Annotated in this window: 20 protein-coding genes and 2 pseudogenes; 9 read left to right on the top strand and 13 right to left on the bottom strand. The window is 68.3% G+C overall.

Translation table 11 applies throughout. From position 1 onward, the window contains the following. The 4 genes and pseudogenes from LI92_RS22190 to eccB all read right to left on the bottom strand — a co-directional run. Positions 1–95 (bottom strand): annotated as a pseudogene (locus LI92_RS22190) (WXG100 family type VII secretion target); the annotation flags it as partial. Between the two features lie 99 nt (positions 96–194). Continuing rightward, positions 195–494, bottom strand: a complete 300-nt coding sequence (locus tag LI92_RS06255) for a PE family protein (protein WP_046317140.1) — start codon at positions 492–494, stop codon at positions 195–197. A 361-nt stretch (positions 495–855) separates the two neighbouring features. After that, complete coding sequence (locus LI92_RS06250) at positions 856–5070, bottom strand: type VII secretion protein EccC (protein ID WP_046317139.1); 4215 nt, start codon at positions 5068–5070, stop codon at positions 856–858. Beyond that, the gene (gene eccB / locus LI92_RS06245) at positions 5067–6578 is read right to left on the bottom strand and encodes a type VII secretion protein EccB (RefSeq protein WP_046317136.1); all 1512 of its coding nucleotides are present in this window, start codon (positions 6576–6578) and stop codon (positions 5067–5069) included. The genes LI92_RS06250 and eccB overlap by 4 nt, the downstream gene beginning before the upstream one ends. A 468-nt stretch (positions 6579–7046) precedes the next feature. Here eccB and LI92_RS06240 point away from each other — a divergent pair, with 468 nt between their 5' ends. Further along, positions 7047–8825, top strand: a complete 1779-nt coding sequence (locus tag LI92_RS06240) for a molybdopterin-dependent oxidoreductase (protein ID WP_046317133.1) — start codon at positions 7047–7049, stop codon at positions 8823–8825. 134 nt (positions 8826–8959) lie between these two features. Here LI92_RS06240 and LI92_RS06235 read toward each other — a convergent pair whose 3' ends face one another. The 5 genes from LI92_RS06235 to fabG are packed head-to-tail and all read right to left on the bottom strand — an operon-like array spanning position 8960 to position 13406. Next, positions 8960–9523 (bottom strand): hypothetical protein, encoded by a 564-nt coding sequence (locus tag LI92_RS06235; RefSeq protein WP_046317131.1) that lies wholly within the window; start codon positions 9521–9523, stop codon positions 8960–8962. Between the two features lie 15 nt (positions 9524–9538). Next, complete coding sequence (locus tag LI92_RS06230; RefSeq protein ID WP_046317129.1) at positions 9539–10258, bottom strand: GntR family transcriptional regulator; 720 nt, start codon at positions 10256–10258, stop codon at positions 9539–9541. Positions 10259–10261: 3 nt separating this feature from the next. Next, entirely contained in the window at positions 10262–11455 is a 1194-nt protein-coding gene (locus tag LI92_RS06225) for an acyl-CoA dehydrogenase family protein (RefSeq protein WP_046317127.1), read from the bottom strand. Further along, entirely contained in the window at positions 11452–12672 is a 1221-nt protein-coding gene (locus LI92_RS06220) for an acetyl-CoA C-acetyltransferase (protein ID WP_046317124.1), read from the bottom strand. The genes LI92_RS06225 and LI92_RS06220 overlap by 4 nt, the downstream gene beginning before the upstream one ends. After that, positions 12669–13406, bottom strand: a complete 738-nt coding sequence (gene fabG / locus LI92_RS06215; protein WP_046317123.1) for a 3-oxoacyl-ACP reductase FabG — start codon at positions 13404–13406, stop codon at positions 12669–12671. The genes LI92_RS06220 and fabG overlap by 4 nt, the downstream gene beginning before the upstream one ends. A gap of 93 nt (positions 13407–13499) precedes the next feature. On the opposite strand from fabG, the gene LI92_RS06210 reads away from it, so the two are divergent. Next, complete coding sequence (locus LI92_RS06210) at positions 13500–14666, top strand: acyl-CoA dehydrogenase family protein (protein ID WP_046317121.1); 1167 nt, start codon at positions 13500–13502, stop codon at positions 14664–14666. A gap of 326 nt (positions 14667–14992) precedes the next feature. Continuing rightward, positions 14993–15368: pseudogene (locus LI92_RS23675) on the top strand (peptidoglycan endopeptidase); the annotation flags it as partial. A 319-nt stretch (positions 15369–15687) separates the two neighbouring features. Here the strand turns inward: LI92_RS23675 and LI92_RS06200 are convergent. Continuing rightward, positions 15688–16251 (bottom strand): SAM-dependent methyltransferase, encoded by a 564-nt coding sequence (locus LI92_RS06200; protein ID WP_046317117.1) that lies wholly within the window; start codon positions 16249–16251, stop codon positions 15688–15690. A 21-nt stretch (positions 16252–16272) separates the two neighbouring features. Here LI92_RS06200 and LI92_RS06195 point away from each other — a divergent pair, with 21 nt between their 5' ends. Both LI92_RS06195 and LI92_RS06190 read left to right on the top strand, forming a co-directional pair. Continuing rightward, the gene (locus tag LI92_RS06195) at positions 16273–16851 is read left to right on the top strand and encodes a diacylglycerol-binding protein (RefSeq protein ID WP_353585444.1); all 579 of its coding nucleotides are present in this window, start codon (positions 16273–16275) and stop codon (positions 16849–16851) included. A 15-nt stretch (positions 16852–16866) separates the two neighbouring features. Then, positions 16867–18522, top strand: a complete 1656-nt coding sequence (locus tag LI92_RS06190; protein ID WP_046317113.1) for a ribonuclease H-like domain-containing protein — start codon at positions 16867–16869, stop codon at positions 18520–18522. 6 nt (positions 18523–18528) lie between these two features. Here LI92_RS06190 and LI92_RS06185 read toward each other — a convergent pair whose 3' ends face one another. Further along, positions 18529–18921, bottom strand: coding sequence for a hypothetical protein (locus LI92_RS06185; RefSeq protein WP_046317111.1), 393 nt, complete (start codon positions 18919–18921; stop codon positions 18529–18531). Positions 18922–19031: 110 nt separating this feature from the next. Here LI92_RS06185 and LI92_RS06180 point away from each other — a divergent pair, with 110 nt between their 5' ends. The 3 genes from LI92_RS06180 to LI92_RS06170 all read left to right on the top strand — a co-directional run bounded on the left by LI92_RS06180 (position 19032) and on the right by LI92_RS06170 (position 21721). Next, positions 19032–19343, top strand: coding sequence for a DUF732 domain-containing protein (locus LI92_RS06180; protein ID WP_046317110.1), 312 nt, complete (start codon positions 19032–19034; stop codon positions 19341–19343). Between the two features lie 164 nt (positions 19344–19507). Next, complete coding sequence (locus LI92_RS06175; RefSeq protein ID WP_046317152.1) at positions 19508–20197, top strand: VldE C-terminal domain-containing protein; 690 nt, start codon at positions 19508–19510, stop codon at positions 20195–20197. Positions 20198–20209: 12 nt separating this feature from the next. Then, complete coding sequence (locus LI92_RS06170) at positions 20210–21721, top strand: hypothetical protein (RefSeq protein WP_046317107.1); 1512 nt, start codon at positions 20210–20212, stop codon at positions 21719–21721. A 3-nt stretch (positions 21722–21724) separates the two neighbouring features. On the opposite strand, the gene LI92_RS06165 is transcribed toward LI92_RS06170, so the two are convergent. Next, on the bottom strand, positions 21725–22843 hold the full coding sequence (locus LI92_RS06165; RefSeq protein ID WP_046317105.1) for a hypothetical protein: 1119 nt from the start codon (positions 22841–22843) through the stop codon (positions 21725–21727). Between the two features lie 158 nt (positions 22844–23001). On the opposite strand from LI92_RS06165, the gene LI92_RS06160 reads away from it, so the two are divergent. Then, complete coding sequence (locus LI92_RS06160) at positions 23002–23403, top strand: DUF6319 family protein (RefSeq protein WP_152665354.1); 402 nt, start codon at positions 23002–23004, stop codon at positions 23401–23403. 15 nt (positions 23404–23418) lie between these two features. On the opposite strand, the gene LI92_RS06155 is transcribed toward LI92_RS06160, so the two are convergent. Then, positions 23419–25779 (bottom strand): AAA family ATPase, encoded by a 2361-nt coding sequence (locus tag LI92_RS06155; protein WP_286134891.1) that lies wholly within the window; start codon positions 25777–25779, stop codon positions 23419–23421. Between the last annotated feature and the right edge of the window lie 35 nt (positions 25780–25814).

Below are 25814 nucleotides of genomic sequence, written 5' to 3'. Positions count from 1 at the left end.
CGGCGAGCCTCGTCCTCAACGGTCTGCGCGTGCACATCGAACCGGCCGGCCATCGCACGCATCGCGTCCGGGTCGGTCATAAAACGTGTAGCCACTGTTTTCTCCTTTTCTGAAGCTTGTCGTTCTTCGTTGGTTGACGGGTTATTGCACCCGGCTAGGCGACGTCGGTAGCCGGGGAATGCGGGTAGTTCGATTTACCCCGCCGCAGCCGCATTGGCTGCCTCGGTGGCGGCGTAGGAGGTTGCACTGCTGTTGAGAGTGGCGACGAACATGTCGTGAATCGCCGCGGCCTGCGCGCTGACCTGCTGGTACATCGTCGCGTGGGCCGCGAACTGCGCCGCGGTCAGCGCGGACACCTCGTCGGCGGCCGCTGGGACAACGCCGGTGGTGGGGGCCGCGGCAGCGGCGTTCTGCGCGTTGAGCGCCGCACCCAGTCCGCTCAGGTTGGCTGCTGCAGCTGACAGCGCTTCGGGCTGCGCATTCACAAACGACATTGGCAGGTACCTCCTCCGGATTGCCCTCAGCAATCTCTCTGGTGTCGATCGTAAGGCCTGCAACGGCCCCGGAGAACCCGTGACGCCGAGTGTTCATCTGCAGATAACAAGTGTTCACCTGGGGTAACAATGCAGTCACGATTAAGCCGTGCTGTTGCTCCGGAAATGGGCTTCAGGCAGGAGAAACACACTGCTGAGATTTTCGGGCGGGCACCCGCGGGTTAACGACACCGACATATGCGGCCCCTTCGCCCCGGTTTAAATCATGCCGCGGCGAATTGCCGCTCAGCACTTTGCTGTGAAGACGCCAGCAACCACTGCGACGCTGTTACCGGCGTCACAGTGGTTGCTGCTCGAACACCTAACCAGTCGGAGTGGTTGCCCGCTCCTGCGCCGGCGCCCGGCGCAGCTCGGTGGCTGCGACCTGGACGAACACCCCGGTGTCCTCGGCCATCAACAGACCCCGGCCGCGGGGCAGCGGGCCGCCCTTCATCTTGCCGCGGATGAAGCCCTCGTCGGGGTCGGCGTCCATCACCAGCAGCGGCGCATTGGCCTGGTGCAGGGCCCGCAGCAGCGGATCGGCTCCCGCCGACGACCAACCCCCGAACGTCCGGGTGGCGATCACATGCAGGCCCACGTCCGCCGATCGCGTGACCCAGGGGGCCGCCTTTTGGAACGGCGAGTCGAAGCCCGGCGGGAACTGCTGGATGTCGTCGATGATCAAGAAGATCTCCGGACCGCTCCACCACGTCCGCGACAGCAGCTCCTCGGCCGACAGCCCCGGCGGAGGTTCGCGCCGGGCCAAGGTGGCGGCCAGTTCGTTGACCAGCTCGATGGTGCCGTCCAGGTTGTAGGCGAACTTCTCCACGTAGTCCGGACCGAGCGTGGTCAGCAACTGCCGGCGCGGGTCGACCAGCCACACCTGCGCCGACGGCCGGCCGTCCGGGCTGGGTTCCGGGGCGCTGCTGGCGCCCGGCGCATAGAGCCGTTCGATCTCGCTCATGATGGTGGCCAGGGTGGTGGTACGCCCACATTCGCGGCGCCCGGTCACCATCAGGTGGCCGTTCTCGGCGAAGTTGAGGTAGACCGGTTGCAGGTCCAGCTCGGAGATCGCCCAGGCGATACCGCCGGCACCCACGCCTTCGCGGCGGTCGTTGGCCGCCACCGCGCGCACCTCCTCCAGCCCGAACCGGGCCGGCAGGCGCCGCACCGGACGCACCCGGCCCACCGCCACCTGGCTGACGGCCGCGGCGACGCTGTCGGACTCGAACACCCGGGCGTCGGTGTCGGCCATCGCGGGCCGCGCGATCAGGGTGTGCAGACCGGACTGGGGATCGCTGTCGAGGCGCACGTAGTTGACCGCGACCATGCCCCGTCCCGGTTTGACCGGGACGTCCTTGGCGAACCGCGAGCGAACCAGCTTGGCGTCCTCGACCGCGGCCAGACGCAGCTCCACCCGGGAGCCGAAGCCACTGCGCACCGGCGGCCGCAGTTCCGATTCGCGGTCGGCGGTCACGATGACGTGCACACCGAACGAGGGCCCCTGGTTGATGATCTGGTTGACCTGCTCGACGAGCACCTCGTTGTCTTCCGAGAGCGCCCGGTAGTTGTCGAGCACCAGGTAGACGTCGCCGAAACCGTCGTTGGGCACCCGGCCCGGGGCGCCCTCGAACTTCCGCCGCCGGAAAACGTCCATCGACGCGACGTCGCATTCCAGGAAGCTGCGCTTGCGGGTCCGCACCAGGGCGAGCAGTTCGGCCACGGTGCGGCGCACGCCGTCCGGGTCGGTCGGCCCGCAGACGCTGCCCACGTGCGGCAGGCCCGCGACCGTGGTCAGCGAGGTACCGCTGTAGGCCAGGCAGTAGAACTGGACCTGTTCGGGCGTGTGGGTCAGGGCCGCCGAGCAGATCAGTGTCTGCAGGGCCGTCGTCTTACCCGAACCACCGGCGCCCAGGATCAGCACGTTGGCCCCGGGACCGGCGGTGTCCACGGTCAGCGGTGGCTGGTCGTGCTTGAAGGGCCGGTCGATCACACCGATCGGGAACACCAGGTCGCGGCGGGTGCCGTAGTCCTGCTGCCACGGGTGGCCCAGGTAGCGATTCACCAGCTCCTCGATGGACACCGGGACGTCCAGCGGTGGCTGCCACAGCCGGTAGGGCTCGAAGTCGATCTGGCGCAACTGGTCGATGATGACCGTGCCCACCTTGGGGGTCCGGATGAAGTCCTCCTCCTCGGCGGGTTCACCGGAGACCGCCGCGGGCTTGGAGTCGATCGCGGCGAGCTCGTCGGCCGCCTCGATCTCGGGGGTGCTGACGCTCACCTCGAGCGGAGTGAACTCGGTGGTGAACAGCTGCGGCCGGATGTAGTCGACCGCGTGCGTCAACGGCATCTGCTCGTCGTCGAGCAGCCCGCCCCGGTGGTAGTCGCGCCACAGGAACTCGGCCTGGAACCGGATGACCTCTTCCCCGCTCTTACGGAAGTAGCCCAGGCCCGCCTTGGCCGGCAGGTTGACCGCGTTGGGCACGCCGGCCGCCTGTGCGGCGCCGGCGGTCTGCGCCTTGAGCACCAGCCGGTAGCCCATGTTCTCCATCAGCTTTTCGGCGCGGCTCTCGATGGTCTGCGAAGCCATCATCAGGTGCACCCAGTAGGCGCGGCCCTGCCGGCCGATCGAGTCCAGCACCTCGACCGCGGTGGGCATGATGCGGAACCACTCGTAGAACTCGTCGATAACGACCACCAGCATCGGCAGCGGCGGCAGGCTGTCGTCCCCCCGCGCGCGCATCCGAGACCGGATCTCGTTGTATTCCTTGGCGCCGTCGACACCGGCGTTGTCGCACATGGACTTGCGCCGGGCGATCTCACCCCACATGGCCTCCAGGAACCGCTCCATGAGGGCCTGGTCGTCTTCCAGGTCGGTGATGATCCGCGATACGTGCGGCACCCCGGCGAACGGCTTGACGGCCGAGCCACCCTTGAGGTCGGCCAGCACGAACTGCAGGTCTTCGGGCGAGTGGGCCAGCAGCAGCGACTCGATCACCGTGCGCACCAGGGTCGACTTACCGGAACCGGTGGTGCCGGACATGACGCCGTGCGGGCCGTCGCCGCCCTCGTCGAGCGACTTCATGTCCAGGAACAGCAGTTCGCCGTTGTCGGAGCGGTTGCCGAACGGAATCCGCAGCCGGCCCCGGGCCCCCCCGGCGCGCCGGCTCGCCCACAGCTCGGCGAAGTCGATACGCCCGGCGTCTTCGATCCCGTAGTAGGACAAGATGTCGCGCGCACCGATGTGGTGCGTCACCTTCTGGCCGATCTCCTCGTAGGCCGCCGCGAGCCGCCAGTGCGACATGCGCTGGGAGAACAGTTCGGCGTCAGTCGCGCTGACCTGGTCGGCCAGGGCGAAGAACCACTCGTTGTCGTCGATCACCATCCAGGTGTCGCGGTCACGGGGCAGGGCGTTGATGATGCCCTTGTCGTCGATGCGCAGCACCCGCTGCGAGACACCCCGCCATTCCGGTTCCCCGGTCAGATCGAAGAACGTCACCCCGTCTATGCCCTCGGTGGTGTTGACGTACTCCCACTGCGGGTCCAGGCCGTCGACGATGATCAGGTGGTGCGGAGTCGGCGTCTCGGCCGACGAACTGGCGTGGCGCGGCATGAAAGATCCACGTCCGGAGAACAATTCGGCGTGTTCGGTGGCGAAGTCCTGCACCGAGCCGTAGACCATGCGGGCGTTGCCGGCGGCGTCCTGGCGGCGCGGGTCGCCGAAGTGCGGCATCCACTTCACCCAGTCCCACTGCGGCACATCGGAAGTGACGACGATCATGCGCAGGTGGTCGGGGCCGTGCGAGAAGGCCAGCTGGCAGATGATCGCCCGCATCAGCCCGAGCACCTTTTCCCGGTCGCCGACCAGGGAGTACCACGGTTCGACCAGCAGCGAGATCATCTTCGGCAGGTTGTAGACGACGCTCTGGTAGCGCCCGAACTCCTGCAGCGCCTTACCGGTCACCGGTTCGAGTTCGATGTCGGTCGGCATGTTCTGGGGCTCACCCCAGGTGACCTCGGGCCGCGTCATGCCGACCCCGACCCGGGCCAACCCGAAGTTGAGGTCCTTGCCGTTGGGCTGCCGCTCCCACATGCGCGACGACCCCACCGAGGCGGTCAGCGTGGCCGGTGCCGGGTGGTACCAGCGGTAGTTGGCGTCCATGCTGTCCGCGGAATCCGAAGCCGACTCCCGCAGGCGGTCCAGCATCAGCATGAACTGGGCGCGCATCGCGTCCAGCTTCGGCCGGCTCAGTTGCTGGGCGCCGCCGCCGAAACGGCCGCCGAACATCATCATCGCGACGCCGCCGATCATGAAGATCGGGAAGATCGAGCCGGCGCCCAGGAACATCCGGGAGCCGCTGGCCACGGTCATGGCCACCATGCCCACCAGCAGGCCGACCACGAGCACCCCGACCACCACCAGCCACCACGGCTTGCCCTCGGGCGGCGGGACGCTCAGCGGCGTCGGCAATACGATGTTCTCCGGCTTGACCACCGGCGCGCGTTCCGGCGTCGGCCGGGCGTATCCACGTTTCATCTGGGCACCGCCAATTCTGCTGGGCTCATATCGGTTGGCAGGGTGTCGTGACGCACCAGCGCATCCTGCCGGGACAGGGTCGGGCCGTGCGCCAGCAGGCGCAACGCCACCGACGGGGCCGGTGCCGGTTCGCCGACCAGCCCCAGCGCCTTGCGCTCGTCGTCACCGGGAATCCCGAAGCGCACGCCGGACGCCGACAGCCACCACAACGATTCCCGCGTGGAGGCGTCCGGGTCGTTGCCGGTCACCGCGACGAAGTTGCCGTAGCCCGGGCCGAAGTAGACGCGGTCGGCCTCCGGCAGGGCGGGGTCATTGGTCTTCACCAGGGAGACCACCCGGCCCATCTCCTTCTGGGGCACGGGAATCGTCGGTCCCGACACCACCTGCACGCGGGCCCGGCTGTCTCCGGTGGACCGCTCCCACCACCAGCAGGTGGAGGGGTTCTCCTTGATGTCGACCACCTGAAGCGGTCCTTCGGGGTAGGCCGAGAGGTCCAAACCGGTGACCACCGGCATCTTGGCCAGGTCCTGCGGTGTCACCACCGCCGGCGCACCGCCCCCGGTGGCGCCGGCGTTCTGCAGAATGCGGGCCACCACCGGCGACACGGTCTGGATGCCGTTCATGAGCACGACCGAATACTGTTGCGGCCCAGCCAGCTGCGGGGTGGTGAAGACGGTGCCCACGGGGCCGGGGGCATCCGGGAAAGCCGGCGGCTTGCCGGCATCGGGCACGAACGGCACGGCCAGTTCCGGGCCCACCGGCAGTGCGTCGAACAGCGCCTGGCTCATGGGGCGGGCGTGGTCCACCTGCTCGGGCGTCAGGCCCAGGGGCAGCAGCACCGCCCGGTCGGCGGCGTCGATCAGCGAGCGGCGGCCCTGGCGAACCACCCAGGACTCGTTGCCGTAGCGCAGCACCACCGCGTCCGGACCGTCGAGCACCCGGCGGCGCGAGTTGAGTTCGGGGGCGCCGTCGATCACGGTCACCGTCACCGGCGACGGGGCGCCGACGCCTTGGACGTTGGCCACGGTGTCGCAGATCAACCAGGACGACGTCAGGGGCGAGGTCGGCCGGATGTCCGACGGCGCACCCGGAATTCCGACCAGCGGACCGTGCGGCTGCTCGGCGATCTGACTCGATCGCACCTTGTGCGGGTTGTCCGGCCGCCCGGCGATCAGGCGGGCCGAGGCCAAATTCAATGCCGGATATATGGTGCCGCCCACTCGCACGTACAAGGCGCCGGAATCGCGGTCGGCGATGATAGGCGATTCGTTCATCTGGCCCGAGGGGCTCAGGAACGACCACAGCAGCGCGCCCAGGCAGACCACCGCGGCCGCCGAGACCGAGGCCACCACCGCCAGCGACTGCCGCCGGCCCGGCTCGACTTCCATCCGGACCTGCCAGCGCGTCAGCGCCATCGCGGTGCGCCGCGCCAGGAATTGGTACCCGGTCATCTGGGTACGCGTCGACAACCCCAGGCCGTAGCCGGAGCCCCGCTCTTCGTCAGTCACGGTGGGCCCCCATCCACACCTGCCGCGCTGACGGATAACGGCGCACCGCCGGTCCCCTGTTTGTCGTCATGTACCCCTGCCTGGTCACAAGTATCTACACTGCGCATGCTAGCTGTGTCACGCTACGACTGCCCGCCGTGCAGATTGCAATCTGACGGCGACGGCGAAACTCGGTCCGCCCGTTCTTGGCGCAATTATGACTGCGCTAGATGAACGATCTGTTAAGCGCGAGATTGGCATGAGTTGATCGGCGTGTTTACGCGGCGGAAAGCGATGGTGCCGGCACGTGAATTCCGGCCCGCGTTCACCCCGGGCGCCGGCGGCGCGCACCGGCCGCAGCCGGGAAGCGCGCACGTGTGGCGGTGGGTGAAAAATCCGCACCTGCGGTATCGGGATTTCCTGCCAGACCGCTGCGGATCTCGTGTCAAAGTATCGTGACACGATGGTTTTCGCGCTACCGTCGGCAGGGTGACTACGACAGACGGCCGCCCCGGCGACGCCGGACCGCAGGCCGACCAGGGCTACCGGGCCGAGATACACCAGAACCACAGCGAGACCGTCGACGTCGAGACTTACGGTGGCGGCTTCGACCTCAGCCGGCGTGCGGTCGCCCCGCATCTGCGTCTCGGCCGGGACCGCTGGTTCAACCTGCTCTGGCTGATTCCGATCGGATTCGCCGGGCTGGTGGCAACCATCGCGATCGGCAAAGGTATTCGCAACATCCCTGCCGTTGAGGAATTCATCACACGCTACCCGGGCAGCGCCGCCTCGTCGGAATTCCCCGGCGGAATCCCGGCCTGGGCGGGCTGGACGCACTTTTTCAACCTGTTCATGATGATCTTCATCATCCGCGCCGGCATCCAGATTCTCTGCGACCATCCCCGGCTCTACTTCAGCCGCAACTCCCCCCCCGGCAAAGACGAATGGCTGCGGGTCGGGCCACCGGTCCCCGACGATCCGTACTGGACGGCCAACGCCGACACCGTCGCACTGCCCGCCCAGTTCGGCCTGCCGGGCTTCCGGCACTCGATCGGACTGGCCCGCTGGTGGCACCTGGGCGTCGGCACATTGTGGCTGCTCAACGGGGCGGTCTTCTACGTCCTGCTGTTCACCACCGGCCAGTGGCACCGCATCGTTCCCACCAGCTTCGACGTGGTGCCGAACGCCGCCTCGGTCGCGATCCAATACGCCTCGCTGGACTGGCCCACCGACCACACCTGGTCGAACTACAACTCGCTGCAGATGCTGTCCTATTTCGTCACGGTGTTCATCGCCGCTCCGGCGGCGCTGATCACCGCACTGGGCATGTCCCCCGCGTTGTCTCAGCGGTTGGGGCTGGTCAGCAAGCGGATGCACCTGAACCTGCAGATCGCGCGTTCGTTGCACTTCGTGGTGCTGGTCTACTTCTTGGTGTTCATCCTCGTGCACGTCACGATGGTGTTCGCCACCGAAGCCCTGGTGAACCTCAACCACATGTTCGCCGCCCGCGACGACCACAGCTGGGTCGGCTTCGGCGTCTTCGCAGCGGCGTTCGTGGTCTGCGCCATCGCCTGGATCGCGGCCACCCCGCTCACCCTGCGCTACCCGCGGGTTGTGCAGAAGATCGGCTATGCCCTGATCGGGCCGTTCCAGCGGGCGCTGGAGCGGCTCGACCCCAAGCCCGGCACCTTCACCGAGGCGGACATCTCGCCGTTCCACTGGCGCAACGGCCGGTTACCCGACACCGTCGAGTACAAGGAGTTGGAGGCCGGAGACTTCCGGGATTGGCGCCTGAAGGTCTACGGCCTGGTCGAGAACCCGATGGAGTTCTCGCTCGAAGACCTCAAGGCCCTGCCCTACCACGACCAGATCACCCAGCACATGTGCGTGCAGGCCTGGTCGGGCGTGGCCAAGTGGGGTGGCGTGCAGATGGCGACGATCATGAACATCGTCAAACCGCTGCCCGAGGCCAAGTGGGCGATCTTCTACTCGATGGGTCTGGGCGCCACCGGCGGGATCTTCTACAACGCTCACCCGGTCGACCAGATGTGGCACCACATGTCGATGCTGGCCTACAACATGAACGACCAGCCGCTGCCCTACATGCATGGCCGGCCGCTGCGGCTGCGCAATGAGCTGCAGCACGGCTACAAGTTGGTCAAGTGGATCAAGGGCATCGAGTTCGTGGCGAGCTACAAAGAGATCGGCAGCGGCCACGGCGGCTACAGCGAAGACCACAAGTTCTTCGGCCGTCACCAGACGATCTGAGCTCGCAGGCTGCCAGGCAGCGGCGGCCAGGGCGTACCGCATCTGCGGCTCCTGGCCGGCCCGGGGCGCACTGATCCGGCGCGCCCGGCGCCACCCGGTGCGGCCCCACCCGCAGCTACCGCAGCGCGGAGGACTCAGATGCCGGTCCAGGCGGTGTCGAGCTGTTCGGCCACGTCGATGATCTGCGCTCGCTGAGACTGGGGGCTGTCGATCTCAGCTGCCACATAGCTGGCGATGAAACGCCGGATCTCGCCGTCGACGCCGGCGAAGATCCGCAGCAGCTCGCCGCGGATCGACGTCGAGGACACCTCGACGGTGATGTCGGAGGGCCGCGGTTTGGGCACGTCGATGATCAGCAGCAGCGGCTCGGCGGCGCGCGCGGTGGCGCGCAACGCGATGTCGCCGGACACGGTGAAGCGTTGCTTGTCCAGACGCAGGTCGATGAGCAGGTCGATCTCCAGCGGAATGTGGATCGCGAAGGTGAGTAACTCGCCCAGGGTTCGTGTCACCCGCGGCTGCTGGACCCGCACCGTCGCGCTGACCTTGGCGATGCCGCCCGGTCCCTGCCGCATCGACGGCATGGCAAACTCGTCGCCGGCGATGTCGGCGAACGCAGCTGCCACTCGTTCTTCACTGACCGCGACCTCGAAGAACTTCCGGCCGAACTCTTCGTAGGTCACGAAATTGTGGTTCTGCATAGTGTTGATACGGTCTCACGTCCCCGGCGCCGGCGGGAGTTGATCGGGGTGCGCGTCGCCGTCTCGGCACTCCACCACGCCGCGGCCGGCCAGGTGCTCGATCAGCGGCATCACGCCCGCTGCCAGGTGCTCGGCCATCGCCGAGCGGGCCAGCGTCTGGTCGCGCGCCGCCAGGGCGGCGAGCACCTTGCGGTGGTCCTGCATGGAGCGCTCCGGCCATCCGGCGATGCCCGGAAAGACCGCCTCCGGGGCGTACCGGGTGACCTGCGACATGATCTGGGCCAGCTTGGGCGAGTCGGCCGCCACGTTGATCGCCCGGTGGAAATCGTGGTTGAGCCGCACGATCCGCTCTTCGTCGTCGCCGGCATAGGCCTGCTCCAGCCGGTCCTGGATCTCGTTGAGCTCGCGCAGCTGCTCCTCGGTGACACCGGCCGCAGCCCGCGCCGCCAGCTCGCCGCCCACGAACGCCTGGACATCAGCGACGTCGGCCAGGTCTCGCCTGGTCACCGGCAACACCACGAACCCGCGGTGGGGCTGCTGGTCGAGCAGGCCTTCGGCGCGCAGTTCGAACAGCGCCTCGCGCACCGGAGTGACGCTGATGCCCAATTCCGTTGCCAGCTGGTCCAGCCGGACGTAGGCCCCCGCGGCATAGGCGCCGTCGAAGATGCGCTGCCGCACCAGCCGTGCGACGGCCTCCGACAGCTGCGGCCGAGTGCTGAAGTCGGGCGCGGACATGTCTTAGATGCGGTAGTCGGCGAGCAGCCGTTTACTGATGATCTGCTTCTGGATTTCGCTGGTCCCCTCGCCGATCAGCAAAAACGGCGCGTCGCGCATCAGGCGCTCGATCTCGTATTCCTTCGAGTAGCCGTAGCCGCCGTGGATCCGGAAGCTCTGCTGAGTCACCTCGTTGCAGTACTCGCTGGCCAGGTACTTCGCCATGCCCGCGGCAACGTCGTTGCGCTCGCCGGAGTCCTTCAGCCGGGCGGCGTTGACGACCATCAGGTGTGCGGCCTCCACCTTGGTGGCCATTTCGGCGAGCCCGAACGCAACCGCCTGGTGTTCGGCGATCGGCTTGCCGAACGTGCTGCGCTGCTGGGCGTACCGGGCGGCGAGCTCGAAGGCGCGAATCCCGACCCCGCAGGCGCGGGCCGCCACGTTGACCCGGCCGACTTCAATGCCGTCCATCATCTGGTAGAAGCCGCGGCCGGTCGTGCCGCCCAGGATGTCGGCGGCACTGGCGCGGTAGTCGTCGAAGATCATCTCGGTGGTGTCGATGCCCTTGTATCCGAGCTTGTCGAGCTTGCCGGGGATGGTCAGCCCCGGTACGACTTCGCCGAACCCGGTGGGCTTTTCGACCAGGAACGCCGTCATGTTGCGGTGTGGGGTGTCGGCGCCCTCGTCGGTGTGCACCAGCACGGCGACCAGGCTCGACGTTGCTCCGTTGGTCAGCCACATCTTCTGGCCGTTGATGAGGTAGTCGCCCTCGGGGGTGCGGGTCGCGCGGGTGCGGATGGCGGCCACGTCGGATCCCAATTCGGGCTCGGACATCGAGAACGCTCCGCGCACGTCGCCGGTCGCCATCGCCGGCAGATAGCGCTGCTTCTGCTCCTCGGTGCCGTGCTGGCGCAGCATGTAGGCGACGATGAAGTGGGTGTTGATCACCCCGGAGACGCTCATCCAGCCGCGCGCGAGCTCCTCGACGCACAGCGCATAGGTCAGCAGCGACTCGCCCAAACCGCCGTAGGCTTCGGGGATCATCAGGCCGAACAGGCCCAGGTTCCGCATCCCGTCGACGATCTGTTGCGGGTAGGCGTCGGCGCGTTCGAGTTCGGCCGCGTGCGGTATGACCTCTTTGTCGACGAATGCCCGTACCGCAGCGACGATCTCGGTCTGACTCTCGGTCAGGCCCAGCGTTTGGCAGATTCTGCTCATGCATCGATCCTCTCGAACACCGCGGCCAGTCCCTGGCCGCCCCCGATGCACATGGTCTCCAGACCGTAACGTGCCTGACGACGGTGCAGTTCGCGCGCCAGCGTCGCTAGCATCCGCCCGCCGGTCGCACTCACCGGATGGCCCAGCGAGATCCCGGAACCGTGCACGTTGGTCCGCTCCCGGTCCGCGTCGCCGAACTTCCACTCCGCCATGACGGCCAGCGCCTGGGCGGCGAACGCCTCGTTCAGCTCGATCAGGTCGATATCGGCCAGGGTGAGACCGGCCTTGGCCAGTGCCACGTCGGTGGCGGGTACCGGTCCGATTCCCATGACGTCGGGCTTGACCCCGGCGAGCCCCCAGGAGACCAGTCGCACCAGCGGGGTCAGTCCCAGCTGCGCGGCCCTGTCCCGGGTGGTCACCACACACATCGCGGCGGCGTCGTTCTGGCCGCTGGAGTTGCCGGCCGTGACGGTGGCTTCGGGATCGCTTTTGGCCAGAACGGGTTTCAGCTTCGCCAGCGTCTCCATCGAGGTGTCGGCCCGGGGGTGCTCATCGGTGTCGATGCGTTCGTCGCCGTTGCGGGAGGGCACCGTCACGGCAATGATCTCCTCGGCGAGCACCCCACTGCGCTGTGCCGCCACCGCGCGCTGGTGCGAGGTGACCGCGAGTTCGTCCTGCTCGGCTCGCGATATCTGATACTGCCGGCGCAGGTTCTCCGCGGTCTCCAGCATCCCGCCGGGTACCGGATGGTGCCGTCCGCCGGCGGTGGTCCGGCCCCGGGCCAGGCCGTCGTGCACCGCGACGCCGTGGCGGGCGCCGCCCCAGCGCATGTCGGTGGAGTAGAACGCCACATTGCTCATGCTCTCCGCGCCGCCGGCGATCACCACCTCATGGACCCCGCTGCCGACCTGCAGGCCGGCTTGGATCACCGCTTGCAGGCCCGATCCGCATCGCCGGTCGACCTGCATGCCCGGCACGGTCACCGGCAGCCCGGCATCCAAAGCGACCACCCGGCCGATCGCCGGCGCCTCGCTGTTGGGGTAGCAGTGCCCCAGCACCACGTCGTCGACGGCATCGGCGGGCAGGCCGGTACGTTCCAGCAACCCGGTCAGCGCGGCGACGCCGAGGTCGACAGCCGTCAGCGCCTTGAACATCCCGCCGTAGCGGCCGATCGGAGTGCGAACGGGTTCGCAGATCACCACCTCGCGCAGGGTCATAGGTGCCGCCCGCCGGTCACCTCGAGCACAGTGCCCGTCATATAAGAGGACAGGTCCGAGGCCAGGAACAACGCGACACCGGCCACTTCGTCGGGCTCGCCGGCCCGGCCCATCGGCACCTCGGCGACCTTGGAGTCCCAGATCCGCTGCGGCATGGCCTCCGTCATCGCCGAGCGGATCAGCCCCGGCTGGATCGCGTTGACCCGGACCCCGAGGTAGGCGAGCTCCTTGCTGGCGGCCTTGGTCATGCCCACGATGCCGGCCTTGGCGGCGGAATAGTTGGTCTGCCCGATCATGCCCACCTTGCCCGATATAGAGGACATGTTCACGATCGCGCCGCGTTTGCGTTCCCGCATGATCGCCGCGGCTGCACGCAGTCCGTTCCAGGTGCCCTTGAGGTGGACGGCGATCACCTGGTCGAAATCGCCTTCGGTCATCTTGCGCATGGTGGCGTCGCGGGTGATGCCGGCGTTGTTCACCATGATGTCCAGGCCGCCGAATCGCTCGACGGCGGTTGCCACCAGGGCGTCGACCTCAGCGGAGTCGGTGACGTCGGTGCGCACCGCCACCGCCGCGTCCGGCCCGAGCCGGGCCGCCGCTGCCTCGGTCGCCTCCAGATTCAGATCGCCCAGCACCACCCGGGCGCCTTCGGCGACGAAGCGTTGCGCGATCGCAAAGCCCAGCCCCTGTGCTCCACCGGTGATCACCGCCGTCTGGCCGTTGAGTAATGCCACGTTTCCCGTCCTCTGCCTGTTGTGCCCACCCGCGGTCGGGCCACATCATATTTCATATATGATTTCCCGACCAGTGCCGAAAGGGGCCGCGTCATGACGCCCGCATCCGTCGACGACGACGTCTTCGCCGACATCCTGTCCCAGACCCGCCGATTCGTCCGGACGGTCGTGCTGCCGCGGGAGCAGGAGATCCTCGACACCGATCGGGTCCCCGACGACCTGCGGCAGGCGGCCAAGGATCTGGGCCTGTTCGGCTACGCGATCCCCCAGGAATGGGGCGGGTTGGGCCTGAACCTGGCCCAGGACGTCGAGCTGGCGATGGAGCTGGGCTATACCTGCCCGTCGGTGCGCTCGATGTTCGGCACCAACAACGGCATCGCCGGCCAGGTGCTGGTCGGGTTCGGCACCGACGAGCAGAAGAAGCGCTGGCTGGAGCCCATCGCTTCCGGCGCCGTCGCCTCGTTCGCGCTCACCGAACCCGGCGCCGGGTCCAACCCCTCGGGCCTGCGGACCAAGGCCGTCCGCGACGGGCAGGAGTGGGTGCTCGACGGCCAGAAGCGGTTCATCACCAACGCTCCGATGGCCGATCTGTTCGTGGTGTTCGCGCGCACCCGGCCCGCTGACGAGCGCGGCGCCGGGATCGCGGTGTTCCTGGTGCCGGCCGATACCGCCGGGGTGCAGGTGGGGGCCAAGGACGCCAAGATGGGCCAGGAAGGCGCGGCCACGGCCGATGTCACCTTCTCCGGCGTGCGGTTGACCGACGCCGCCCTGGTCGGGGGCAGCGAGGACATCGGTTACCGGGCCGCGATGACGTCGCTGGCCCGCGGCCGGATCCACATCGCGGCGCTGGCGGTGGGCGCCGCGCAGCGCGCCCTCGACGAATCGGTGAACTACGCCGCCACCGCCACGCAGGGCGGCCGCATCATCGGCGACTTCCAGCTGGTGCAGGCGATGCTCGCCGATCAGCAGACCGGGGTGATGGCAGGCCAGGCGCTGGTCCGTGACGCCGCGCGCAAGTGGGTCAACGACGAGGACCGGCGGATCGCGCCGTCGGTGGCCAAGGTGTTCTGCACCGAGATGGCCGGCAAGGTCGCGGACCTGGCGGTACAGATTCACGGCGGCAGCGGCTACATCCGGGGCGTGCCGGTCGAGCGCATCTACCGCGACGTCCGTCTGCTGCGGCTCTACGAGGGCACCAGTGAGATCCAGCGGCTGATCATCGGCTCGAACCTGGTCAAGAACGCAAAGCGTGCACTGTAAGCAGCATCACTTTCGGTGCGGAATATGACGTACCATGGGCGGCGCATTATCCAGCGATTTCAGTGGCAAATCGGGTCTGCAATTCACCCATTGACCAGGCAATTTCGCGTAGATAAACCGAATTGTGACCTGCGACAGTCGCCCGCCGCAAACGTGTTTCGGACCTCTACCAGCACCAACGCAAATATATTGACGCCCGCCGTGGTATTTTCATAGCCCTACCTGGTGTTTTTCATTCGCACGTCGTGTTTGACAACATCGAGGCTAAACGTGAGGCGTGCCACAGATTTTGGCGACCAAGATAAGCGTTGTTACTGTGCCTGGTCATGTTTGGTCTCGAAGCAATAATGGCGCTCATCCAGGAGGTTTCCGGAACCCCGTACATCCTCGGCGGCGACTCCCCCGCCGGCACGGACTGCTCCGGTTTGGCCTCGTGGGTGTCCAACATCGCCACCGGTCGGCCGGCCTTCGGCAGCCGGTTCCACACCGCCAACGAGGAGTCAGCGCTGCTGGCCCGGGGCTTTAAGTACGGCACCGCGCCGGGCGCCCTGGTGGTGGGCTGGAACAGCCATCACACCGCGGTGACCCTGCCTGACGGCACACCGGTGGCCAGCGGCGAACGCGGCGGTGTGAACATCGGCGGCGGCGGCGCCTACCAATCGCAGTTCACCCACCACATGTATCTCCCGATGGACGTCGAGCCGCCGGCCGAGGCGCCCGCACCGATGGACGCGCCGTTCATGGAGTTCGCCCCCATGAACGAGCCGGCCCCGCCGCCCCCGGCAGAGCCGATGGGCGAACCCATGGGCATCGAGCTGATGGCGGCACCGCTGGACGCCCCGCCGTTGGAGGCACTGCCGTTGGAGGCACCGCCCGCGATGGAGGCGCCGCCCGCGCCGCCCGTCGAGTTGCCGTTCGGGTTCCCGGCCGGCGAGGCGCCGCCGATGGATGCCCTGCCGCTCGACGAGGTACCGGCCGAGCCCGGTCCGGAGCCCGGCGACTTCCAGGCACCGGCTCCGGCTTAGCCCTGCGGCGCCCCGGCCGCGGGCCGGCGCGCCAACAACCACGCCAAGCCGTCGGCTTCGCCACCGGCGATCACCTCGACACCGGGGAACGCCGCGCGCAGCTCACCGGGCGCCGCCCGGAACCGTCCGGCGGTGCCGCCGACCTGGCTCAAGGCGGTGACCGCCAGCAGTCCCCCCGGGGCCAGGCGGCGCACCATCGGTGTGTCGAGCCGCCGGTCGCGAAACCGCGCGCAGTAGACGACATCGGCAGGCGGTCCCTCCGGCAGGCCGTCGTCGAGGTCGACGACGTCGAACCGGCACCGGTTCCCGACCCCGTGCCGCTCGGCCAGGTCACGGGCCTGCGCAACGGCAACCGGGGAGATGTCGAACCCGGTCACCGACAGTCCCCGCAGGGCCAGCCAGACCGCCGCGGTGCCCTGACCGCAGGCGATGTCCACCGCGCGACCTGACACCGGAAATGCGTCGGCGAACGCCGCAAACTGCTCCGCCGGACCGATCGCGCCCGCAGCCGAGCGCCCGGCATACGTCGCGTCCCAGCGGGCGCGATCCTCGGCGCTCATCCGATGGACGATACTGCGGTGGTGAAATTACGCCCCTCGATCGCTGCGTTGCTGTTCGCCCTGGGCGCAGCAGCCGGTCTGATCGGTGACCACTCGCATGTGATCACCGGGACCACCGAGTACCTTCTCCCCTCGCAGGCCATCCCGTTCATCTGGAGCAGTCCGCTCTACTTCCCGATCCTGGTCGGATCGGCCACCGTCTTCCTTGCGGAGCTTCGGCTGCATCTGCCCGCGCCCCGCAGTACGGTCACGCTGCGCCAAGGGGTGGCCGGTCTGGCCGCCGTTCTGGGCAGCTATGTCGTCACCGCGATGCTGCACTCCGCCCCGGTGGTGCCCCTGACGACGTTGATCTGTGCGTTGGCCACGATCACCTTCTACGCGCTCGGAGATCGGCCGGCGATCGCCTGCGGTGTGCTGGTCGCCGTCATCGGACCGCTCGTCGAGATCGGGATCGCTGCCGCGGGGCAGTTCCGTTACGCCCCCGGCTCCGACCAGTTGTTCGGGGTGGCACCATGGCTGGTGCCGTTGTACTTCGCGTTCGGAGTCGTCGCAGCGCTGATCGGTGAGTTCGCGGTGGGCGCCCGGCGGCAGGCGCCGTAGGTAAGGGCGGGCGTCATGGCACCGGTCACGCTGGGCGGTTACCCGGCAAAACTGTGTGCCCGCCTCACCCACAACGAATTCGCGCCGGGAGTCCCGGAACCGGCGCCGCCACGTCCTGACCTGGAGTCGCTGCGCGAGGCCGGAATCGCGTTCGAGGGCCGCGTGGTCGACGAACTCCGGGCACGCTTCGGCGAAACCGGGCGTCTGCTGCTCATCGAGGACGAAACCGGCGCCGAGGAACGTCAACGGCGCACCGTGGCAGCGATGGAGGCCGGTGTCGAGGTGATCGCCGGCGGGCGCCTGCCGGACGTCGGCGGTCGCAGGGGCCTGCCCGACATGCTGGTCAGGCACCAGAACGGCTATCTGCCCGTCGACATCAAGAACCACCGCACCGTGATCGCCGGCAAACGTGCGCACGTCGAGGTCTCGCCGCTGTCCGACCCGCAGCACCGGCTGACCGTGCCGGGGCACAGCCATCGCGGCGCACGGTGGCACGACGATGTCATGCAGCTGGCGCACTACACCCGGATGCTGCAGGACTTGGGTTTTCACCCCGGGGTCAACCATGGCGGCATCGTCGGCAGCTCGGATCTGACCGCGCTGGTGGGCGAGAGCCTGGGCGTGACCTGGTATGACCTGGACGCCGAGAACATCGTGACGTACTCGTCGAGCGATCCGACACGTCGCAAGGCCCGCTCGGCCCTGCAGCGTTACGACCATGAGTTCGCGTTCCGTCTCGATGTCGCGACGGCCGCCGCGGCCGGACGGGAACTGGTGCGGCCCTATCGCATCCGGGACTGCGCGACATGCGCGTGGTTCGACTACTGCGCCGCGGTGGCCGGCGAACACGACGCATCGTTCGCGATCGAGGTCGGCCACCTCACGGTGCGGGAATGGCAGTATCTGTACCGAAACTGCGGCGACGGCGCCGGGTTGAGCGTCGCCCAGCTGGCGGCCGTCGACACCGAGGCGCACCTCGAGGCGTTCCGAGTCCAGTCCGTCGGCAAGAACCGTCCCGGCGAACGTTTGGCAAAGGTCGTACGGCGAGCTCGAATGGCCTGTGACGGTGTTGATTTCGAGGCCCACGAGCCCGGAGCGCCGTCGGTTCCTGCCGCCGACATCGAGGTCGACTTCGACATCGAGTGGGATGACCGGGGCCGGATTTACCAGTGGGGCCTGCGCATTCGCGAAGGCCAGGACGACACCACCGCCGGCTATGAGCCGGTGGTCTCGTTCGATCCGCTCGACGACGCGGCCGAGGCCGAGCTCGCCGCCGAGTTCGCCCGCCGGATTCAGCAGCTCCGCGACCGGGCAGCCCGTGAGGGCAAATCGCTCATGGTCTTTCACTGGGACCACCCGGAGACATCCCGTACGCGCAGATTCGCCGATGTCGAGCATGCTCTTGCGGGGATCACCTTTGACCTGCGGAAGTGGTTCGACGCGACGTATTTCGCCCGCACATCCTCATCGATCAAACAGGTCGCCGCATCCTTCGGCTTCCGCTGGGAGGTTGACGATCCCGGTGGCCTGGTCTCGCTGGGCGCCGTCGAAAACGCCCGCGGCAGCGGTCCGTCGGCCGAAGCCGCCCGACGGTGGTGTTTGAGCTACAACGAGTGTGACGTCGCAGCCCAGGCCGCGATCCGCGACGGGTTGCGCCGCCACGGTCGCTGATCAGGTTCAGCCCTGAGTCTTGACCGACGGGCAGATGTTGAGGTGGGCGGCCTCGACCACCTCGGCGGCAGTGGGATTGGCGACCTGCAGGTAAACCGAGAGCTGCTCGACGATGAGACTCCGCGGATGCTTCGAGAACTCCAGACACGCGGTCCGTCCGGCGGCCAGTCGGCGGGCTTCACTGCCGGGCGGGAACTTTCCGCGGATGGCGTTGAGGTAGGCCATCTCTGCGGGGCTGGGATAGGTCGACAAGTGCTCGGTGCACACCAGGATGTCCGGGCTGTCGCCGCAGTAGTCGGGGTCACGCGGGTTGAGCGGGTCTGCCGAAGCGGATACGGCACCGATCAGCCCGGCCAGCGCGCCTGCGGCCAGGGCCGTCGCGAGTGCGGTTGGTTTCACCTCGAGCGCCTTTCTCCTCGCCGCTGACGCTAGCAGCAATCCCCCTCCGCCCCGGAAGCTTGCCGGGTGTGGCAGGCACGCTGCGCCCGGTCGGACGTAGCATCCCTGCTATGAGTGGGACGGTCCGGTTCACCGCGGCGGCGGTCGTCGCCGGTGTCGCGATGGGGATGTCGATCGCGGCCGCACCGGCGCATGCCGATGAGGCCGGTTTCATGAACTACCTCAATACCCACGGCTACACCGCCCGCTACGCCGCCGACCAGCCGATAACCGAGCCCAGTGTGCGCACGCTCGGGCACATGATCTGCGAGAACCTGCGGGTGGGCCGATCCGTCGAGGCGCAGCAGCCGTACTACCCGGCGTGGCCGCAGTTCCCCCTGATCGCGCAGGCCGCACACCAGGAGCTGTGCCCCGGCGTGTAGCGCCTCGGTGTCGGCCGGCTCGCAGCGGAAGCCGCCACGGCGCGGATGATCCGCCGAATCGACCGTGCCGGAGGCCGGCGCGGGGCACCGATGACGGCGACGCGGGAGCCGCGTCGCGGCACCGCTCCGGCAGGTTCGGCGCGCGATTAACTAAAGTCCTCGTGGTGGACGGACGAAAGATCGCTAGGATCTGCGGTCGCAGCCTGGCAATTCTGACGTCACTGGCGGTCTCTGGAGCCCTTCTGTACGCCCAGGGCAGCCATAATCCGGCTCCCCCGCCTTCCGAATCCACCGTGGCGGCGCCCACGACGTCTGCGACGCCCGCACCACCACCCACCGGCGGCATCCGGATGGCCAACCCCGAGGAGGCCGCGGCCCTGGCAGCCAGCGTGCCGGTGCCCACCGACGGTCAGCAGTTCACCTTCCCGCTACCGCCGGGGGTGGCTCCGGAGAGCGGCCTGCAGGTCAAGACCATTTGGGCGGCCCGCACCATCGGCGTGCTGTTTCAGGAGATCAAGACCATCTACGGCTACCGTCAGGACCCGCTGAAGTGGCATCCCAGCGGCTTGGCCATCGACGTGATGATCCCGGACTATCACAGCGAGGCCGGGATCCTGCTCGGCGACCAGGTGGCCGGGTATGCGCTGGCCAACGCCGCGCGCTGGGGCGTCCACCACGTGATCTGGCGGCAGAAGATCTACCCGGGTGTCGGCGGTGGGAACTGGACCTCGGATTACGGCAACGAAACCGCCAACCACTACGACCACGTCCACATCGCCACCGACGGCGGCGGCTATCCGACCGGGCAGGAGACCTACTACGTCACCTCCATGAGCCCGCCGCCGGCGGATTGAGCGGTGGCCCCGATGCCCACCGTCGTGTCGCGTGCGGGTCGCGCCGGGATGGCCGGTGCCCTCATCGCCGCCGGTATCGGGCTTGGGGCCTGCAATGCCTGGTGGATGGCGGCGTTCATCGGGATACCGCTGATCCTCACCGGGTTGCTGGTCGTGCCGCGGTCCTCGCGCACCTCCGGGCTCACCAGGTTCGCGTCCGGGACGGCTTCACTCTTCGTGCCGGCACGTATCGAGGCCCTCACCCGCAGCACACTGGCCGACGCGGATCAGCAGCCGACGCTGGTGACCGCCACCATCAGCCCCGCCAACGACACCTCCTATCAGGCGCGCTGGGTGACATCGATGTCACGCAACGACTTCGAGTCGCTGACCAAGCGCCCCGACACGGCCCTGCCGCCGGAGGGGTTGCCGCCGCGCGAGCCGAAGCGCACCGCCGATTTCCGCGATCACCCCGGAAAGCGGGCCGTGGGGTATCCCGCGATCACGGTGCTGACGACATGGGCGGTGCTGCTCGGCGTCGGTGATGCGTGGCAGGTGTCGATCCGCGTGCCGTCGATTTCTGCGTCGGTGTCGGCGCCGACCAAGACCGCGGATCTGGATGCCCGTCGGGCCAACATGCTGCGGGTCATCAGCGAACGGCTCGGGCCCGGTGCTGCGGATAATCTGCTGGATCTTCGCTTCGCCGACGGCGGATCGGATTACGCGACAGTGTTCAACCCCGCCAATGGCGAAGCCACGTCGGTCTACATCGCCGAGGGCCGAGACGTTCACACCAGCCCTACATCCAACAGGCTACGTAAGTCGAGCACCTTCACCGCCGAGGACGTGGCGACGATCCCGTTGGCCACCATCGCCGATCGGATGGCCCGGGAGTTCCACGCGGTGGGTAACGACGCGGCCATGAAAGAGCTGCGGATCCAGCGGACCGGACCGACGGAACCGCTGATGCTCACGGGCACGTTCGATGCGCCCAGCGCCTTCGCGTTCCCCACCTCCGTCGAGGCGCGTCCCGACGGCACCGTCGCCGCGCTTTTCGACCCGGCCGACTTCGCTGCGGCACTCCGATCGGCCCGCCAAGCGCTGGACCTGGCCGGTGTCGGAGCGTCGGACCCGGTGCTGAGCACCCTTCAGATTCGGGGCATCGCGGCCAACACCCCACTGCTGCACGCCGGCCGCATTCAAAACAGCGGCGGGGGGCTGATCGAGTTCGGTTCCGATGGCCGCACCGGTGAGGCCGTCGTGGTTCCGGGGCAGTTCCCGGTCGTCACCTCCCGGTCCTACCGCACACGAGGACCGGGCTTTCGTTTCGACGACATATCGCCGGCGGTGTTCGAATCGGTTCGCGCACAGGCCATGCGGCGCGGTTCCCTGGAACCCTACGAAAGCCGGGCCGTCGATATCGAGATGTCCGACAACGGAAGAGAAGAGCTCGGACTGGTAATCCGGATTCAGCTCGCGGGTGTGGACGCCGCGTCGGGCACCTACTCACCGGCCGGGCGCTTTATCAAGCAGGGCACCCGTTGAGCGTCAGCGTGCTGATTCGATCGCACGGCGGGTGACGCCCTCCAACTGTGCGAGCTGAACTTTCGGCGGGCGGATCGCACCACGCTCGGCGAGTCTGGTGACGATGTCGCGGACGCGGCCGTAGTAGGTGGCCTGCTCGGCCGGCAGGGTGCTGGCGGCCGCGTGGTTGTAGAGCTTGAGCGCGGTATCGAGTTCATCCTGGTCGGCACGGTCAAGGTAGCCGGTGCCGACCTTCTTCCCGTGCGCCTCACACCCGATCCAGGCGCGGCGCAGCACCGTGACCGCCCGCCCGTAGGCGTCGGCCAGCCCGCGGTTGCCCGGGTACTCCTCGGTGCGCAGGGCCTGCGCCTCATCGAGTGCCATCTGGAAGGTCTGGGTCTGCTCGACGGTCACGTCGGTGATCGCCGGATACCGGAGCAGCATGGCCGGGTCGAGTTCGTAGGAGCCGTAGGCGCCCAGGACAGCGTTGTGGTGCCGGATCGCGTCCTCCCACAACCGTTTGGCGGCCTCTTCGCTGCCCGCATCGGCGATCCGCGGCCCCGCGGCCGGCGGTGGCTGCGGCGCCCGCGCGGGCGCGGGCGGTGGCCCGGCGGCGGCGCCGGCCACCCGCGACGGCAGCGCCGACTGCAGCCGGCGCAGTATCTCCGCGGCCGCGGGATCGGATTCGACGATGGCCACCCACCACTCGTCACTGCCGGCGGTGTCGGTGGAAAAAGTCAGCTTCAGGTACTTGTGGCCCAGCACGGTCAGATACCGGCCGTCGGTGGAGGTGACATCGGCGGGTCCGCCTCGCCGTGCCGCGGTCAACGACGTCAGCGGGTAACTGACGATCTGCCGGGCCTCGTCGCCGAAGTACACGCTGTCGCCGTCTACGGTGACCAGGATTGCGCCCCGGCCGGTAAGCCGCCCGTAGGTCAGCGCCGCCAGCGCGGCCGTGACCAGAGTCGCTGCCGTCGTTGCGATCACGAACCCGGGCGCCCCGGCCAGATTGAGGGCCACCAGCGTCATCATGCCCGCGACCAGCAGCACGAGTCCGGCTCGTGCCGCCGCATGATGGCGCCCGGTCAGGAACTCGGTCCGCGCCGACACCGCGACCGTCGGAGCAGGGGCTGCAGGCTTCATCGACTCATCGATTCCTCGGCGTCGGGGACGTCGTCCCAGCATAGGGGCTGACCCGGCGTGTCGCGGCGCACCCGACCCGCGTCGTGATCGAACGTGTGTTCTAATTCGTGTCGACGTTGCCCGCCGCGGGTGACGACCGACCAAGGAGTAGCCGCCTCATGACTGCGCCCACGCTCGCCCCCAACGCCGCCGACGTCAGTTCGTTCCCGGTGGCGCCGCCCGCCTCCCCGGCGCCGGCCGTCCCGGCTCCGGCCGCCGTGAAGGAGCCGGTCAAGAAGCCGGCCGCAAAGAAGCCCAAAACCTTGGAGCTGACCCTCACCGTCACCGGCACCGCCGACGGCGAGTGGCACGCGGAGATCAAGCAGGGCAGCAGCTACCTGGTGCGCAACCTCGCGGTGGCGGCCGCCGCGGTGGCACGCGCCGCCAAGGAACTGCACGAGGACCTGTCCGCCCCGATCGAGGCGTTGGTGGCCGAAGCGCGCGCTGCGCACGCCGCGCGGGTCGCAGCACTGGAGGCCGAACTCGAAGCTGCGCGGAAGGCGTTGGCCGACTTGAAGTGAGCCAGCCCCGGGGCGTCATCGACGCGCGAGCCATCCCAGGAACTCTTCGACGGTGAACACCGGCTTGCCGTAGTCCTGGGCTTTACGGGCCTTTCCGGATTGCGTGCCCGCCTCGGCGATGACCAGTACCTCACAGCGTGTCTTGGTCACCGAGCGCACCGGCGCCAGCCCGGCCGAGGCAGCCAGCCGCTCCATTTCGTCGCGATCCAGCACCCGGCCTTGACCGTTCACCGCGGTTCCGGTGAAGCAGACGCGGGCCCCGGGAACCAGGGCCGCGTCGATGTCGTCGGTCATCGACGGCGTATGCGCCAGCCCAGCCGCCAGATGCTCGGCGCCCAGCGCACTCAATGCGTCGCGCAGGCGCGCCGACACCTCATCCGGTAGCCGGGTTCGGGTGGCCGCGAGCAGCAGCTGGTCGGCGGCGGTCTGGCGCGCCGCCTGCTCCCAACTGGTCTCCCCCGGCACCTGATCGACAGAGGTGGTGCCCAGCAGGATCCCTCCCAGGCTTCGGCTGATCCGCAGCAGCGCGGACAGCGCCGGAAGGTGTTCTGCCGTTGGAGTTGTGACGCCGGGATCGCGGCTGAGCAGGATTCCCGACAGGGCGGCGGTCTCGTCGGGCTCTTCGAACGGCGATGAGCCGGCATCCATGCCGACGGCATCGAGACGCTCGAGCGCGGTCCGGGCACGCTGCAGTGCCGTACCGCCGGTGATGCGTGCGCCCCGCAGTTCGACGCCTAGTGGCATCGGCGTCACCTGTCCGAGTCGCTTGAGTTCGAAGTCGATCAGGCCGAGCGTTTCGTCGACATCCACCCCCACCGGCGTGCAGCCGGCCAGCATCGGCGCGATCACCGCCCAGGCTTCCCGCAGCGTGGGTGCCAGCAGCACGTCGGCCACCCCGATCCCGTACGCCTGCCGCGCGTCGGCCAGATCCCGCTGCGGGTTGACCAGTGTCGACACCGCCGTGCCGTCATCGAATGCCACCGCCAGCTCCACCGGGCGGGGCCGGGACATCCGGCCCTGCTCACCCACGGTCAGGAGGCCGATCGCACAGAAGCGGCGCGACCGGTCGCCTGCGGACGCGGCGCGCAGGAACCGGGCGATTCGGCGGTCCACCTTCAGATCCTTGGGCAGCACAGGGCGTTTGAGCACCAGCCCGGCCAACGAGGTGCACCGGCTCAACGCCACGTACAGCTGCCCGGTGGAGAACATGCCGCCGGACAGGTCCACCACCAGCCGGTCCAGGGTCTGGCCCTGGCTCTTGTGGATCGTGATCGCCCAGGCCGCCTTGAACGGCAACTGGGTGAAGGTGCCGACGACTTCTCGACGCAGACTCCCGCCATCGATCACCGGGCGGGTGGCCTCCCAGGTGTACGGGGCGACTTCGGTGATCTGGCCGTCGGGGAACTCGACTTCGACCACTGCGCCGTGGCGGTTGTACCCCACCCCCACCACCCGTCCGATCGTGCCGTTCACCCAGCGCTCGGACTGGTCATTGTTGAGCATCATCACCTGGGCGCCGACTTTGAACCGCAACTCGTCCTCGAGCGGCTTGTCGAACGAGGACAGGTCGCCGGACTCGGTGGCCCGGTGCACCATCTCCTCGCCGGGCAACCTGTCGAGGTGTTGACGATTGCGGGCCGTGACCAGCCGGTTGGTCGGCGCCAGCGTCAACCAGAACTCGTCGTCGGGGGGCACGAAGTCGGGGTCGACCCGGGCATCCAGGTGTGCCCGCGCGTGTCCGAGCAGCACGCCTTCACGAATCTCGTTCAGGATCGCGGTCATCCGGTCATCGCCGAGCTGACGAAACACCGTCGTCAGCGCAACGCTCGGGAAGTCCTCGCGGCGAAACGTGTTCGCCGAGAAGAAGTACGGGGTCTCATAGGTGGTCGAAAAATAGTGCCGCTCGCCTTCGGCGACCACGGGCGGCAGTTGGTAGAGGTCGCCCACCAGCACGATCTGCACGCCGCCGAACGCCGTCCCCGGTCGCGGGCCGAATCGCTGCAGCGCCCCGGCGATCATGTCGAAGGTGTCGGCGCGCACCATCGACGCCTCGTCGATGATCAGCGTGTCCAACGTGCCCAGTGTTTTGGTGAATCGGCCGGGCCGATACTCCCCGGCGATGACATCGGACAGTGCCGTGGTGGGCCGGAACCCGAACAGGCGGTGGATGGTGTGCCCGTCGACGTTGAGCGCGGCGATCCCGGTCGGGGCCGCCACTACCACGTTGCGGTCGGTGCCGGCCATGAAGTGGCGGATGAGCGTGGACTTACCGGTGCCGGCCTTGCCGGTCAGGAATAGGTTTCGGCCTGCCGCCAGCAGCCCCAACGCTTCTCGGAACTCCTCGGTCAGCACCACCGTGTTGCTTGCGGCCGCCACGATCGCACCCTACGGGATTCGGGCGCCACCGCAGC

It is taken from the genome of Mycobacterium sp. UM_Kg1 (genome assembly GCF_000972925.1).
GTDB lineage: Bacteria > Actinomycetota > Actinomycetes > Mycobacteriales > Mycobacteriaceae > Mycobacterium > Mycobacterium hiberniae.
This window is presented reverse-complemented; position numbering and strand designations above follow the sequence as displayed.